Annotated in this window: 14 protein-coding genes; 4 read left to right on the top strand and 10 right to left on the bottom strand. The window is 65.9% G+C overall.

Annotated elements, in window-relative coordinates; all coding sequences use genetic code 11:
* Positions 1 to 140 precede the first annotated feature (140 nt).
* A complete protein-coding gene (locus ACIA48_RS05085; RefSeq protein WP_396728220.1) occupies positions 141 to 1,046 on the top strand; it encodes a crotonase/enoyl-CoA hydratase family protein in 906 nt (301 codons plus the stop codon).
* Here ACIA48_RS05085 and ACIA48_RS05080 read toward each other — a convergent pair.
* From ACIA48_RS05080 to ACIA48_RS05050, 7 genes are all read right to left on the bottom strand, one after another.
* Positions 1,033 to 2,010 (bottom strand): DUF2889 domain-containing protein, encoded by a 978-nt coding sequence (locus ACIA48_RS05080; RefSeq protein ID WP_396728218.1) that lies wholly within the window; start codon positions 2,008 to 2,010, stop codon positions 1,033 to 1,035. The genes ACIA48_RS05085 and ACIA48_RS05080 overlap by 14 nt on opposite strands.
* Positions 2,011 to 2,042: 32 nt before the next feature.
* A complete protein-coding gene (locus ACIA48_RS05075; RefSeq protein ID WP_396728217.1) occupies positions 2,043 to 2,897 on the bottom strand; it encodes a hypothetical protein in 855 nt (284 codons plus the stop codon).
* Positions 2,898 to 2,926: 29 nt separating this feature from the next.
* On the bottom strand, positions 2,927 to 3,781 hold the full coding sequence (gene ppk2 / locus ACIA48_RS05070) for a polyphosphate kinase 2 (RefSeq protein ID WP_396728215.1): 855 nt from the start codon (positions 3,779 to 3,781) through the stop codon (positions 2,927 to 2,929).
* A gap of 71 nt (positions 3,782 to 3,852) precedes the next feature.
* Positions 3,853 to 5,379, bottom strand: a complete 1,527-nt coding sequence (locus ACIA48_RS05065) for an aldehyde dehydrogenase family protein (RefSeq protein WP_396728213.1) — start codon at positions 5,377 to 5,379, stop codon at positions 3,853 to 3,855.
* A 9-nt stretch (positions 5,380 to 5,388) separates the two neighbouring features.
* A complete protein-coding gene (locus ACIA48_RS05060; RefSeq protein WP_396728211.1) occupies positions 5,389 to 5,961 on the bottom strand; it encodes a phosphatase PAP2 family protein in 573 nt (190 codons plus the stop codon).
* Positions 5,958 to 6,473, bottom strand: coding sequence for a mycothiol transferase (locus tag ACIA48_RS05055; protein WP_396728209.1), 516 nt, complete (start codon positions 6,471 to 6,473; stop codon positions 5,958 to 5,960). Before ACIA48_RS05055 ends, ACIA48_RS05060 begins: the two co-directional genes overlap by 4 nt.
* An 18-nt stretch (positions 6,474 to 6,491) precedes the next feature.
* Entirely contained in the window at positions 6,492 to 6,881 is a 390-nt protein-coding gene (locus ACIA48_RS05050; RefSeq protein WP_396728207.1) for a VOC family protein, read from the bottom strand.
* 46 nt (positions 6,882 to 6,927) lie between these two features.
* On the opposite strand from ACIA48_RS05050, the gene ACIA48_RS05045 reads away from it, so the two are divergent.
* Both ACIA48_RS05045 and ACIA48_RS05040 read left to right on the top strand, forming a co-directional pair.
* Positions 6,928 to 8,682, top strand: a complete 1,755-nt coding sequence (locus ACIA48_RS05045) for an amidohydrolase family protein (protein ID WP_396728205.1) — start codon at positions 6,928 to 6,930, stop codon at positions 8,680 to 8,682.
* The gene (locus ACIA48_RS05040; protein ID WP_396728203.1) at positions 8,679 to 9,233 is read left to right on the top strand and encodes a carboxymuconolactone decarboxylase family protein; all 555 of its coding nucleotides are present in this window, start codon (positions 8,679 to 8,681) and stop codon (positions 9,231 to 9,233) included. Before ACIA48_RS05045 ends, ACIA48_RS05040 begins: the two co-directional genes overlap by 4 nt.
* Here the strand turns inward: ACIA48_RS05040 and ACIA48_RS05035 are convergent.
* Positions 9,222 to 10,049, bottom strand: coding sequence for an SDR family NAD(P)-dependent oxidoreductase (locus ACIA48_RS05035; RefSeq protein ID WP_396728201.1), 828 nt, complete (start codon positions 10,047 to 10,049; stop codon positions 9,222 to 9,224). The genes ACIA48_RS05040 and ACIA48_RS05035 overlap by 12 nt on opposite strands.
* Positions 10,050 to 10,063: 14 nt before the next feature.
* Positions 10,064 to 11,074, bottom strand: a complete 1,011-nt coding sequence (locus tag ACIA48_RS05030) for a zinc-binding alcohol dehydrogenase family protein (protein WP_396728199.1) — start codon at positions 11,072 to 11,074, stop codon at positions 10,064 to 10,066.
* A gap of 59 nt (positions 11,075 to 11,133) precedes the next feature.
* Between ACIA48_RS05030 and ACIA48_RS05025 the strand changes: the two genes are divergently transcribed.
* Entirely contained in the window at positions 11,134 to 11,508 is a 375-nt protein-coding gene (locus ACIA48_RS05025; RefSeq protein WP_396728197.1) for a pyridoxamine 5'-phosphate oxidase family protein, read from the top strand.
* 116 nt (positions 11,509 to 11,624) lie between these two features.
* Here ACIA48_RS05025 and groL read toward each other — a convergent pair whose 3' ends face one another.
* Positions 11,625 to 13,250 carry a chaperonin GroEL gene (groL, locus tag ACIA48_RS05020; RefSeq protein WP_396728195.1) on the bottom strand — a complete coding sequence of 542 codons (1,626 nt, stop codon included), beginning with the start codon at positions 13,248 to 13,250 and terminating at the stop codon, positions 11,625 to 11,627.
* Positions 13,251 to 13,301 lie beyond the last annotated feature (51 nt).

The raw sequence follows: 13,301 nt of genomic DNA, 5'->3' as shown, positions 1-13,301 counted from the left end.
AGAGGCAAAACATAGCATTCCCGCAGGCTGCAGGGTAGGCACACCTAAATCATTTCCGCTGCTGTGAGGTTGCTGCGAGCGCCTTTTCGCAGGGTCGCGACGGCAGGGATACAACGGCAGGGTCCTGCCACACTTGCGCTATGCCGACGACGCCGACATTCGAAACCCTGCTCTACAAGACCGAACCGCCCGTCGCGACCATCACCCTGAACCGGCCTGAACATCTCAACACCATCGTTCCGCCGATGCCCGACGAGATCGAGAAGGCCATCGGCTTGGCCGAACGCGATCCGCAGATCAAGGTGATCGTGCTGCGCGGCGCCGGGCGCGCGTTCTCCGGTGGCTACGACTTCGGCGGCGGCTTTCAGCACTGGGGCGAGGCGATGAACACCGACGGCCGCTGGGACCCGGGCAAGGACTTTGCCGCGATGACCACCCAGGTGACCAGTCCCCACCAGAAGTTCCTGTCGATCTGGCGCGCGTCGAAACCCGTCATCGCCCAGGTGCACGGCTGGTGCGTCGGCGGCGGCAGCGACTACGCCCTGTGCGCCGACATCGTCATCGCCAGCGACGACGCGGTCATCGGCACTCCCTACGCCCGCATGTGGGGCGCGTACCTCACCGGTATGTGGATCTACCGGATGAGCCTGGCAAAAGTGAAGTGGCACTCGCTCACTGGCGAACCGCTGACCGGAAAAGAAGCCGCCGCAGTCGAACTCATCAATGAGTCGGTGCCTTTCGAGAATCTTGAGGCCCGGGTCAAAGAGATCGCTCAGAAGTTGGCCAACATCCCACTGTCTCAACTGCAGGCCCAGAAGCTCATCGTGAACCAGGCCTACGAGAACATGGGACTGGCCTCCACCCAAACTCTCGGTGGCATCCTCGACGGGCTGATGCGCAACACTCCAGATGCCCTCTCGTTCATCGAAACTGCTGGATCACAGGGTGTTCGGGCTGCCATCGAGAACCGCGACGGACCGTGGGGCGACTACAGCCAGGCGCCGCCGCACCGCAGGCCCGACCCGTCGCACATCATCGAGCCTTGAGTAAATCCAGCAGCGCATCCAGATCGGCGACACAGCGCAGCGTGTCGTTGAGATGCGTGCACGTGCTGGTACCCACGAACTCACCACGGATGCGGTCACGCATGTCCGGCAACGTCATTCCGCGAATCCGTTCGGCGCTTCCGATGGCGCCCGGGCACTCCTGCCACGGCAGCACCCGCACATCCGCCGACACCGAGGTGATCGTTCGTGTCGACGTATCCACCGTCCCGACGACGGTGTACTCGTGCACGATCGTCTCGGCGCCTTCGCCGTCGACATGCGAATCCCGGAAGTGCGCATCGAATTTCGCGTAATCCCCCTCCGCGGGAACAAGATCGAGCCGCCGGAACCGTCGCATGCCGTGTGCACGCAGGTCGTCCACCGGGTGCAGTTCACCCAGCGGCGGCGCCAGTGGGCCGTGCACCGAGGGGATGATGTCGTGCCGCCGGGCGTAACCGATGAGCGAAGCATCCGGTGCGAAGCCCGCGCAGATGCCGGCCATGCGGTCGGCGGTGCCTGCGGGCAACTTCTCCTCGACACCGAGAACGATCGCCGCGTGCTGCACCGAATAGCCGGACACCAGCGCCGCACCAACCCAATCGTCAAGCAGAAGGTGCAGCCTGGTGGCGTGCTGCGCCTCCCCGGGCAGGAGCTTGCTCACCGCCGAGCGGAACCCGGGGCCGACCCTGCTGCCGAGCAGCCGTGCCAGCCGCCCGTCGTGCGGGGTGGACTCGATCGCATCGATCACACGCTGCGCGAGGTGCGCCCGGATCCGCGTCTCACCCAGGACCTCGATGGCATCCTGCCCTGCCACGACGTCGCGCGCACTCAGGGCGACGTCGGAATCGCCTGACCCGGCCGGATGCGTGTCGATGGTGCTGGTGCGGCGAAGCGCACCGGTGACCAGCAGCGCAGGTGTGTGGACGGGCTGCTGCGGGCCCTTGATGTCCGACACGAATGGCATGGGCAGAACGGTACCCCCGAGGGCGACGACGCCTAGTCCCGCCGGCGCAGACCGCCCAATAGCGACACCGCGACCCCAAACACCACGAGCACACCACCTGCGGCCAAGGTGAGGTTCAGCCAGTGGTGCGCACTCAATTCAGCCTGGCCGACCATGACGTCGGCGATCTGCCGGATGTCGCCTGCCGTCTGGTTCAGCGCGTCGTCGATGAAACGACGTGACGTCTCCAACGCCGCCCAGCCCCCGGCGCCCACCAGTAGAGCCGAAATACCGAGTGCAACAAGCGCTTTGCCACGCGATCGGGCCGCCGCCAGCGTGAGCACTGCCGATATACCCGCCAGGATCGTCGTCCCCACGCTCACCCACGGACCCCACGTCGACAACAGCCGCAGCTGGCCCGGCCGCAACGCCGATGATTCGGGCACCGTGATCGGCACCGTCAGCGTCTGCGGAACATCCAGGTCGAGATCGCCGAGCGTCTCCTTGATCGACGGGTCGTTGAGCATCGGTGCGATGTCGACGAGCCAGCGGTTGCCCGAGTCGCCCTCGGACCGAATCGAGTCGGTGAACATCCAGCGATGCGCGATTCGGTTGGCCTGCGCGAACTGGCCCGGAAATCCATCATTGCCGGTGTAGGCCGTGACGACGTTATGGACGAGCTCGGTGTTGAGCGTCCCGTACCCGTTGGTGGCGGCGAAGCTGCGGATCTGCGCCGTCAGCTCCGAGGCCATCGCGCGCTGCAGCTTCGGATCATGCGCCGCGGCCGCAGCAAGCGCCGCGTACCCATCCTCGCTGACCACATTCCGCTGCGCCCACATCGTCGGGACCGCTACGGCGAGCAGGACCGTCGTGACGAGCCACAGCAACATGGTCGTGACGAAACGCACGCGTCCTCCTTTAGCCGGACGCGCCGCAATCAGTCAGCCAGGGCACGTCCCACGATGAGGGGGTCCGGCCTACCGACCACCTCATGGTCCTTGTTGTCGTAATCGAACTTACTCAACACGTGGCGCATGGCATTCACGCGAGCGCGCTTCTTGTCGTTGCTCTTGACGACGGTCCAGGGCGCGGTCTCGGTGTCCGTCCACGCGAACATGTCCTCCTTGGCCGCTGTGTAGTCGTCCCACTTGTCCAGCGACGCAAGGTCGGTCGGCGACAACTTCCACTGCCGGACGGGGTCGACCTGACGGATCGTGAAGCGGGTCCGCTGCTCGGAGGAGGACACGGAGAACCACAGTTTCGTCAGGCTGATGCCGTCGTTGACCAACATCTGCTCGAACAGCGGCGCCTGGCGGATGAACTCGGCGTGCTGCTTGGGCGAGCAGAAGCCCATGACGCGTTCGACGCCGGCCCGGTTGTACCAAGACCGGTCGAACATGACGATCTCCCCCGCGTTCGGCAGGTGTGCGACGTAGCGCTGGAAGTACCACTGGGTGCGTTCCTTCTCCGTCGGCTTCTCCAGTGCGACCACGCGCGCTCCGCGCGGGTTGAGGTGCTCCATGAACCGCTTGATGGTGCCACCCTTGCCCGCTGCGTCGCGGCCCTCGAAGACGAGCACGTGCCGAAGCCCGTTGGCTTGGCTCCACTTCTGCAGCTTAAGAAGTTCGATCTGCAGTAGCCGCTTCTGTTCCTCGTACTCCTCGCGCGTCATACGCTCGTCGTACGGGTAGTTCTCCCGCCACGTGTCGACCGCCAGACCGTCGGCGTTGAGCAGAACGGGATCGTCATCGTCGTCGTCATGGACGCGGTATCCGTGTGAATCCAGAGTCACCGGCAGAAAGTAGCGGCTTACCCGTAAGTCAGCGTGACGACAGAGTGAACAGAAGGTGGCGCGCCGATGCGCTACTTGGCGGTGCGCTTGGGCCGGATCAGCGCGAACTTCGTCATCATCGTGTTCATCCGCTTCAGTGCCCGCAGCGAGTTGTTGTAGTAGTTGCCGCCCGCACCGACATTCGTGCGGGGTGCGACGACGACCTCCTGTCGGCAGAACTTGCGCACGCCGTCGGCACCGCCGAAGCGAGCGCCGATGCCCGATGTCTTCCAGCCGCCCATCGGCGCGGTGGTGCACATCAGGTTCGAGATCACGTCGTTGATGTTGACCGCGCCGCAGTCCAGTTCCACTGCAACGTCTTTCGCACGTTCGATGTCCTTCGAGAACACCGACGCGCTGAGGCCGTACGGGCTGTCATTCGCCAGACGCACTGCCTCAGCGACGGAGGCGACCTTCATGATGGGCAGCGTCGGCCCGAATGTCTCCTCCATCATGGCGTCCATCGAATGGTCGACGTCGACAAGAACCGTCGGCTCGTAGAAGCTGCCCGGCCCGGTCGCGCGCTTGCCGCCCGTGAGTGCCTTGGCCCCTTTGGCGACGGCGTCGGAGACGTGGCGTTCCGTCACGGCGACCTGGCTGTCGTCGATCAGCGCGCCGAAGGCGTGCCCCTCGCCCGCACCCATCTTGAGATCCTTGACGTCCCGGACCACGGCCTCGACAAACTGGTCGTAGACCGATTCGAGTACGTACACCCGCTCGACCGACACACACGTTTGGCCCGCGTTGAAGAACGCACCCCAGACGGCGGCGTGAGCGGCCAGCTCGACGTCGGCGTCCTCGAGAACGATCATCGGGTCCTTGCCGCCGAGTTCGAGGCTGACCGGCGTGAGCCGGCGCGCGGCGCGCTCGGCCACTTTCGCACCAGTGGCGGACGACCCGGTGAACTGGACGTAGTCGGCGTTGTCGACGACGGCCTCGACAGCCTCCCGTGCCCCCTGGACGATCGCCATCACCTCGGGGGCACCCGAGTCCGCCCAGCCGCGCAGCAGCAGTTCGGCGGTCAGCGGCGTGCGTTCCGAGGGCTTCAGCAGCACAGCGCAGCCTGCCGCAAGGGCGGCGATGCCATCCATCAACAGGTTGGCCACCGGATAGTTCCAGGGCGCGATGATGGCGACGACCGGCCGCGGCCGGTAATGCACCGTCACCTTCTTGATGCTCAGGAACGGCAGCGATGCCGGCCGGGTCTCCGGCGCCAGCGCTTTCTCCATCGTCTTGATGTAGTACGAGGCGATCATGATGAGGAGCGGCACCTCTTGGGCGGCGTCGGTCGCCGACTTGCCGGTCTCCTTGATCAGCAGCTGCTCGATCTCGTCGCGGTGCTCACCCATCCACACGGCGAAGCGGGCCAGCACCTTGGCGCGGCCTTTGGGTCCGCGGGCCTCCCATTCGCGTTGCGCCCGGCGCAGGCCAGCCGCGATGCGCGGCACGTCGGCGGGGTCCGTCCACCGCACTGTCCCGGCGACAGCGCCGGTCGCGGGATTGAGGACAGGGCTCGCTTGCGATTCCGGGGGCAGATCAACATCTGGCGTCGCGGTCATAGACCCATGTTAACCACCGCGTGTGACGTAGATCGCACCGGGGTTGACACGTGTCAAGTCGCGGCTGGCGATCAGCGCCGCAAGACACACAACAGCGGTGCCGAGCAGCACGCCACCGGCGGTGTCGGTGAAGTAGTGGAACGTCGAGCCCACACCGACCATGGCAAGCGATACGTAGATGACCGCGAAGACCACAGCCCACAGGGCGCCGCCCGCCACCAGGACGACGAGACCCAGCACGATCGTCGTCACCGTGATGTGCCCGCTCGGATACGCGAGGCCGTCGCCTATCGTTCGCCCGAACAGCGGCTTGATGAACTGCACGAGCAGATACGCCGCAGGCGGAAACACGACCGCGGCCAACGCCAGTCGCCAGCATCGTCGATACAGCGCCACGCCCACCACCGTGACTTCGAGAATCGCGAGCGCCAGCGGCTTCGCGAGGTACGACAGGCCGTCTAGCTGGTTGTGGTCGGCCGCCTGGAACCAGTCATCGAGCGGGGTGGAACCCTTACCGACAGCCAATCCGAGCAGGATCATGCCCGCTACGCCGACGGGCGGCCACCACCGAGTCGGACTCACACGATGCCGCGCACGTAGGCCGCCTGACCCAGGTGCTGCGCGCTGTCGTCGATGATGCTCACCAGCCGCACGCCGGCGGTCACCGGCGGATCCCAGTGGTCGTCGATGACGCGCTCCAGCTCCTCGGGCGTCACTGAGGCGACGTACTCGAGCGTGGCTTTGTGGACGCCGTGGTAGTAACCGGCCAGCAGATCCGCCGATGCGCGCACCTTGGCGACCTCGTCGGGGCCGTCGCCGTAACCCATGGCACCGCGCGGCAGGTCGAGCCCAAATCGGTCGACCCAGCCGTCGCGGAACCAGACCTGTTCGGTCCCTGCGAGATCCGCCAGCTGGATGTCGTGCTGACGGGCGCTGTGCCAGATGAGCCACGAGATGCTGTTGGCATTCGCGGTCGGCCGGAAGAACGCAGCCTCGTCGGTCAGGCCGTCGGTCAGCGCCTCGACGTGCTCGATCAACCGGGAGAAGGCATCGCGCAGCAGTGCGCGTACCACGTCCGCCTCAGGGCTAGCCATACCCCGACCGTACCCAGTTCAGCCCTGCGGCTGCGCCCCGTGGAAGACCGCCTCGATGTTGTTGCCGTCGGGGTCACGCACGAAGGCGCCGAAGTAACCCGGGTGATACTCCGGCCACAGCCGCGGCGCATGCAAAGCCTCGACGCCCGCCTCCAGCGCGGCGTCGTAGAACGCCTGAACCGCATCGGCGTCGGCAGCTTGGAACGCGAAGTGCACCTCGCGGTTGGGCCCCGCCGCCTCACCTGCGGACATGTCGGCGATCCAGAAATCCGGCTTGCCCTCGGTGCCGTACCCGATAGCCACCTGATAGTCCATTTGGCGGGTGTATCCGAGCACTCCGAGGACCTTGTCGTAGAAGGCCTTGGATTCTTCCCAGTTCGCACAGTTGATTCCGAAGTGGTCAATCACGGGCTCATCCTGGCATCCCGGGCCGACACAGTCGTACATTCAGCTCATGGAGCACGACACCGTCGTCCGGAGGACGACATTCGACTTGGTCATTCGCAACGGCACGATCGTCGACGGTCTGGGCGGCGAACCGTTCGTCGGCGACGTCGCGATCACCAACGGTCTCATCGCGGCTGTCGGCACCGTCGACGGCTCCGGCACGAAGGAGATCGACGCGACGGGTCTGCTAATCACCCCCGGCTTCGTCGATCTGCACACGCACTACGACGGGCAGGCCATCTGGAGCGACCGCATGATTCCGTCCTCGGCGCACGGGGTGACGACGGCCGTCATGGGCAACTGCGGCGTGGGCTTCGCTCCGTGCCGGGCCGAGGACCACGACGTGCTTGTCGACGTGATGGCCGGTGTCGAGGACATCCCCGGCGTCGTGATGGTCGACGGGTTGCCGTGGACCTGGGAGACCTTTCCCGAGTTCATGGACGCGCTCGACTCGCGCCGACGGGACATTGACGTGGCCGCTTTCCTGCCGCACTCCCCGTTGCGGGTGTACGTGATGGGGCAGCGCGGTGTCGACCGCGAACCCGCAACCGACGAAGACCTCTCCCTGATGCGCAAGCTCGCCGCCGAAGCGGTGCGCGCCGGCGCGCTCGGGTTCGCGTCGTCGCGCCTGACCCTGCACAAGACCATCAAGGGGCAACCGATTCCGAGCTACAACGTGGACTACGCGGAGATCGAGGCGATCGCGCGCGGCGTGGACGACGCCGGCGGTGGTCTCCTCCAGTTCGTGCCCGACCTGATGGCGGGTGACTACGAGGCGTCCCTGGGCGCGGTGTTCGATGTCGCGGGCGAGGTCGGGCTCCCCGTGACGTTCACACTGGCGATCGGCAACGCCGGCCCACCGATCCACCTCGATGCACTGACCATGGTGGAGAAGGCCAACGCCAACGGCGGCGATGTCACCGGCCAGATCTTCCCTCGTCCGATCGGACTGGTCCTCGGCCTCGACCTGTCGGGCAACCCGTTTGTGATGTACCCGTCGTATCAGGAGATCGCCGGGCTGCCACTGGCAGAACGGGTTGCCGAGATGCGTAAACCCGAAGTGCGCGAACGCATTCTGAACGACAACCCGAGCAGCGACGGGCACCCGCTGATGTTCGCCGCGCAGGCGTGGGACTACATGTACCCGCTCGGTGATCCGCCGAACTACGAACCGGCGCCGTCAGATTCGATCGGCGCGCGGGCCCGGGCACGCGATGTCAATCCATTGGAGGAGGCCTACGACCGTCTCCTCGATGACGACGGACACGCCATGCTGCTGGTCACCCTCGCCAACTTCCGCGACAACTCACTGGACACCGTCGCCGAACTGATCCAGCGCGACGATGTGGTCCTCGGCCTCGGCGATGGCGGCGCCCACTACGGAATGATCTGCGACGCAAGCTTTCCCACGTATCTGCTGACGCACTGGGTTCGCGACCGTGAGTCCGGGCGACTGCCGCTCACGCGGGTGATCAAAGAGCTCACGTCCGTACCCGCCGGAATCGGCGGCCTGAATGACCGCGGTCGTCTCGCCGTGGGCTATAAGGCAGACGTCAACATCATCGACGCCGACGCGATGCGTCTGCACCGGCCTACCGTCAAGTCCGACCTGCCCGCGGGCGGACGGCGCCTCGACCAGACGGCCGACGGCTACGTAATGACGATGGTGTCCGGCGAGATCATCGCCGAACATGGCGAACCCACCGAAGCCCGTCCCGGCAAGCTGATTCGCGGTCGCCAACCCGCGCCCGCCACCGCGTGACCAGAGTCGCGCCTGTCGCTCCGCCGTGGAGCGACGAGGATGCTGCGGGCATCAACAGCTGGGGTCATCCTGACCGCACCTATGAACCGCTGCTGTTGGTGCGCTGCCTGCAGCGCCACCCGAATCTCGCGTCACGGTTACGCAAGCTCGGAGAATCCCTCTACGTCGACGCGCTTTTGCCGCCGCGGGTACGCACGATCGCTATTCTGCGGATCTGCGCGTTGGTGCGCTGCGAGTATGAGTGGGGCGGGCAAGCCGCGTTCTGGGGTCCGATCGCAGGCGTCAGCGATGACGAATGCGACGCGCTGGTCACCGGCGTCGATCCTGGGTGGACCGACTCCGAACGGGTGCTGATCGGCGCGGTCGACGAACTGGAGCGGGTCGGATCGTGGTGCGACGAGACGTGGAATCTCTTGGGCGACAACTTCAGTGACGAGCAGCGACTGGAGTTGCTCATCGCCGTCGGCTGGTACCGCACGATCTGCACACTGTGCAACGGGATGGCGTTGCCGGCCGAGGGCTGGATGCGACGGTGGCCGTCAGCCGACTGAGCCGCGGTCGCGGCGCAGTGCCGGGTGCTGGCTCGCGAGCAGCTTGAGCCGCACCGGTGACGGAATCAGTTGCATGAGAACGGTACTCAGCTTGTTCTGCACGCCGGCGATCACGGTTCCGCGATCATGCTCGAGCGCATCGACCCCCGCCTTGGCGACGGCGCGCGATGGCATCCACAGGAACTTCGGAAACGCGGCGGCGAATTTCTTCTCGTCCATGCCTGCCGCCCCGAGGAATTCGGTGCGCACCGGACCTGGATGCAGCGCGGCCACGGTGACGCCGGTTCCGGCCAGTTCGCCACGCAGCCCTTCGGTGTAGCTCCTCACGAACGCTTTCGTCCCGGCATACCCCGACTGCCCGGGGAACGGGTGGTAGCCCGCGGTGGAGCCGACATTGAGGATCGCGCCGCGGCCGCGCGGAACCATCTGTTGGACGGCGCGCGTGGTCAAGTCGATGACGGCTTCGACGTTGACCCGCACCTGCGCGATTTCCTGGGCGACGGTCGACTGTTCGACCGCGCCGAGGGTGCCGATGCCGGCGTTGTTCACGAGGATGTCAACGGTCAGACCGCGGTCGGCGATCTCGTCGAACAGTCTCGCGCGCGCATCGGGGTTTGCGACGTCGCAGCCGATCACCTCGACGCGGACCGGGCCCGACAGTTCGGCGGCCAGGTCCCGCAACCGGTCTTCGCGGCGGGCGACGAGCGTGACGCCGTGTCCGCGGGCCGCGAGCTCGCGGGCGATGTCGGCGCCGATGCCCGACGATGCTCCGGTGACGACGGCGGTGGTGGCCGGTGACGGCGATGGAAGTGCCATAGCTCGAACCTAGCTCAGCGGGTGACGACCACTTTGCCGGTCATCCGTCCGGTCTCGACGTCGCGGTGCGCCTCGCGGATTGCGGCGACCGTGAATCCCTCGATGGTCTTGGTGACGGTGGTGCGCAGCGTGCCGTCGTCGACGAGAGCCGCAGTGGTGGCCAGCAGCCGCTGCTGCTCGATCATGTCGGGCGTCTCGAACATCGACCGCGTGAACATCAGCTCCCAATGCCACGCAATGCTTTTCTGTTTCAGCTCGAGAAGGTCCAAGCCCGGCGGTTCGTCGATCGCGGTGATGTGACCGAACGGCTTGACGATCGCGGCGTAGTCGGAGATGTTGCCTCGCGAATGGGGCGAGAACAGGTAGTCGACTCCGCCGGGTGCGACGGCCAGCGCCTCGTCGCGCAGATGGTGGTGGTTGATGACGGCGTCGGCGCCCATGCTTTCGGCCCATCGGCGTGATTCGTCGCGGCTGGCCGTCGCGATCACGCGGACTCCGGTCAGCGCCTTCGCCAACTGGATCATGATCGAGCCGACACCGCCCGCGGCCGCAAGCACCAGCAGGTCGCCCGTCGATTCCGTCGTCAGGCCGAAACGGTCGAACAGCGTCTCCCACGCCGTGATCGTTGTCAGCGGTAGCGCAGCCGCGTCGGCGAACGACAGCGACGCGGGTTTACGCGAGACGATGCGCTCGTCGACCGCTTGGAACTCAGCGTTGCTACCCGGCCGGTTGAGGTCGCCGGCGTACCAGACCTCGTCGCCGACCGACAGCGTTTCCACTTGCGGCCCAACAGCTTCCACGACCCCTGCGGCGTCATACCCGAGAATCGCGGGTTCCGACGACGGCTGCAGACCAGCGCGAACCTTGACGTCGGCCGGGTTCACCGACACCGCAAGGACACGGACCAGCACATCGCGCGGACGGAGCTCGGGAACGTCGATCGTGACGTCCTGCAGGGAGGCATCGTCGTCGATGGACTCCGCGGCAAATGCTCCGATGGCTGTCATCACCGACTTTGATGTCATGTTTTCGCTCAACGCTCCTATGCGCTGGAAATCTTCCCCACGGCTCGTATCCTCGGCTTATGAGCGTCAAGGTGGATCTCGACAAACTCGCCGACGCGTTGGCGGAGTTCTCGTTCGGCTACTTGATCACCGTCGGCGACGACTACCGCGCGCACACCGTGGCAGTCGAACCGGTACTCAAAGGCGGCGTCTTCGACGTCGGCCGGATGGGTTCGGGCACCCGCCGCAACGCGGGAGAGCATCCCGACGTGACCGTCGTCTGGCCGCCGACGGACCCCGGCGGCTACACGCTGATCGTCGACGGCCGCGCCGAGGTGACTGATGATCGACTCACCGTCAGCCCCACGAAGGCGATTCTGCACCGCCGAGCCACGTCCGACTCCGTGGCGACCAGCCCGGACGGTCTGCACGACTGCCTGCCTTTGAAGAAGTAGCGCCCAGTGTCGGGTTTTGTCACGCTTTGGCTCCGAGAACGTGCAACCACCCGACACTCGACCAAAAGAAAAAGCCCCGACTCGACAAGCGAGCCGGGGCTTTTCGTTGAGCAGACTTAGAAGTCCATACCGCCCATGCCACCGGTCGGGTCGCCCGCGGGTGCGGCCGCCTTCTCCGGCTTGTCGGCGACGACGGCCTCAGTGGTCAGGAACAGCGCCGCGATGGACGCCGCGTTCTGCAGCGCCGAACGCGTCACCTTGACCGGGTCGGCCACGCCAGCCTTGAGCAGGTCCTCGTACTCACCGGTCGCGGCATTCAAGCCGGTACCGGCGGGCGAGTTGGTGACCTTCTCGGCGACAACGCCGGGCTCGAGCCCACCGTTGAAGGCGATCTGCTTCAGCGGAGCCGACAGCGCCACGCGAACGATGTTCGCGCCAGTGGCCTCGTCACCGGTGAGCTTCAGCTCCTCCAGCGCCGGAGCCGACTGCAGCAGAGCCACGCCACCACCGGCGACGATGCCCTCCTCGACGGCAGCCTTCGCGTTGCGAACGGCGTCCTCGATGCGGTGCTTGCGCTCCTTGAGCTCCACCTCGGTGGCAGCGCCGGCCTTGATCACCGCAACACCGCCGGCCAGCTTGGCCAGGCGCTCCTGCAGCTTCTCGCGGTCGTAGTCGGAGTCGCTGTTCTCGATCTCGGCGCGGATCTGGGCCACCCGGCCCGCGATCGCGTCGGAATCGCCGGCACCCTCGATGACCGTGGTCTCGTCCTTGGTCACGACGACCTTGCGGGCCTGACCAAGCAGCGCGACGTCAGCGGTCTCGAGCGAGAGGCCGACCTCTTCGCTGATGACCTGGCCACCGGTCAGGATCGCGATGTCCTGCAGCATGGCCTTGCGACGGTCACCGAAGCCCGGAGCCTTGACGGCGACGGACTTGAAGGTGCCGCGGATCTTGTTGACGACCAGGGTGGAAAGGGCCTCACCCTCGACATCCTCGGCGATAATCAGCAGCGGCTTGCCCGACTGGATGACCTTCTCCAGCAGCGGCAGCAGATCCTTGACGGTCGACACCTTGGACGACACGAGCAGGATGTACGGATCCTCGAGGACCGCTTCCTGACGCTCGGCGTCGGTGACGAAGTAGCCCGAGATGTAGCCCTTGTCGAAGCGCATACCCTCGGTGAGCTCCAGCTGCAGGCCGAAGGTGTTGGACTCCTCGACGGTGATGACACCCTCGTTGCCGACCTTGTCCATGGCCTCGGCGATCAGCTCGCCGATCTGGGTGTCGCCCGCGGAGATCGCGGCGGTCGCAGCGATCTGCTCCTTGGTCTCGACCTCCTTGGCCGACTTCAGCAGCGTCTCGGTGACCTTCTCGACGGCCTTCTCGATGCCGCGCTTCAGGCCGAGCGGGTTGGCGCCGGCGGCCACGTTGCGCAGACCCTCGCGAACGAGCGCCTGAGCCAGGACGGTGGCGGTGGTGGTGCCGTCGCCCGCGACGTCATCGGTCTTCTTGGCGACCTCTTTGACCAGCTCAGCGCCGATCTTCTCGTACGGGTCCTCCAGCTCGATCTCCTTGGCGATGGAAACACCATCGTTGGTGATCGTGGGGGCGCCCCACTTCTTCTCCAGTACGACGTTGCGACCCTTGGGGCCCAACGTCACCTTTACGGCGTCGGCGAGGCTGTTCAGGCCCCGCTCAAGGCCACGACGGGCCTCTTCGTCATACGCAATTGTCTTGGCCATTGCGAAGTGATTCCTCCGGATTGGGGATGCACGTCTTCTGGTCGGGCGCAG

The sequence above is a fragment of the Mycobacterium sp. NPDC051804 genome (assembly GCF_044452905.1).
Taxonomy (GTDB): domain Bacteria; phylum Actinomycetota; class Actinomycetes; order Mycobacteriales; family Mycobacteriaceae; genus Mycobacterium.
This window is presented reverse-complemented; position numbering and strand designations above follow the sequence as displayed.

Excerpts from the sequence above, each read along its gene's own strand:
- ACIA48_RS05085 (WP_396728220.1), top strand. The coding sequence starts at position 141 with ATGCCGACGACGCCGACATTCGAAACCCTGCTCTACAAGACCGAACCG.
- groL (WP_396728195.1), bottom strand. The coding sequence starts at position 13,250 with ATGGCCAAGACAATTGCGTATGACGAAGAGGCCCGTCGTGGCCTTGAG.
- ACIA48_RS05055 (WP_396728209.1), bottom strand. The coding sequence starts at position 6,473 with ATGGCTAGCCCTGAGGCGGACGTGGTACGCGCACTGCTGCGCGATGCC.
- ACIA48_RS05065 (WP_396728213.1), bottom strand. The coding sequence starts at position 5,379 with ATGACCGCGACGCCAGATGTTGATCTGCCCCCGGAATCGCAAGCGAGC.
- ACIA48_RS05080 (WP_396728218.1), bottom strand. The coding sequence starts at position 2,010 with ATGCCATTCGTGTCGGACATCAAGGGCCCGCAGCAGCCCGTCCACACA.
- ACIA48_RS05035 (WP_396728201.1), bottom strand. The coding sequence starts at position 10,049 with ATGGCACTTCCATCGCCGTCACCGGCCACCACCGCCGTCGTCACCGGA.
- ACIA48_RS05025 (WP_396728197.1), top strand. The coding sequence starts at position 11,134 with ATGAGCGTCAAGGTGGATCTCGACAAACTCGCCGACGCGTTGGCGGAG.
- ACIA48_RS05045 (WP_396728205.1), top strand. The coding sequence starts at position 6,928 with ATGGAGCACGACACCGTCGTCCGGAGGACGACATTCGACTTGGTCATT.
- ACIA48_RS05030 (WP_396728199.1), bottom strand. The coding sequence starts at position 11,074 with ATGACATCAAAGTCGGTGATGACAGCCATCGGAGCATTTGCCGCGGAG.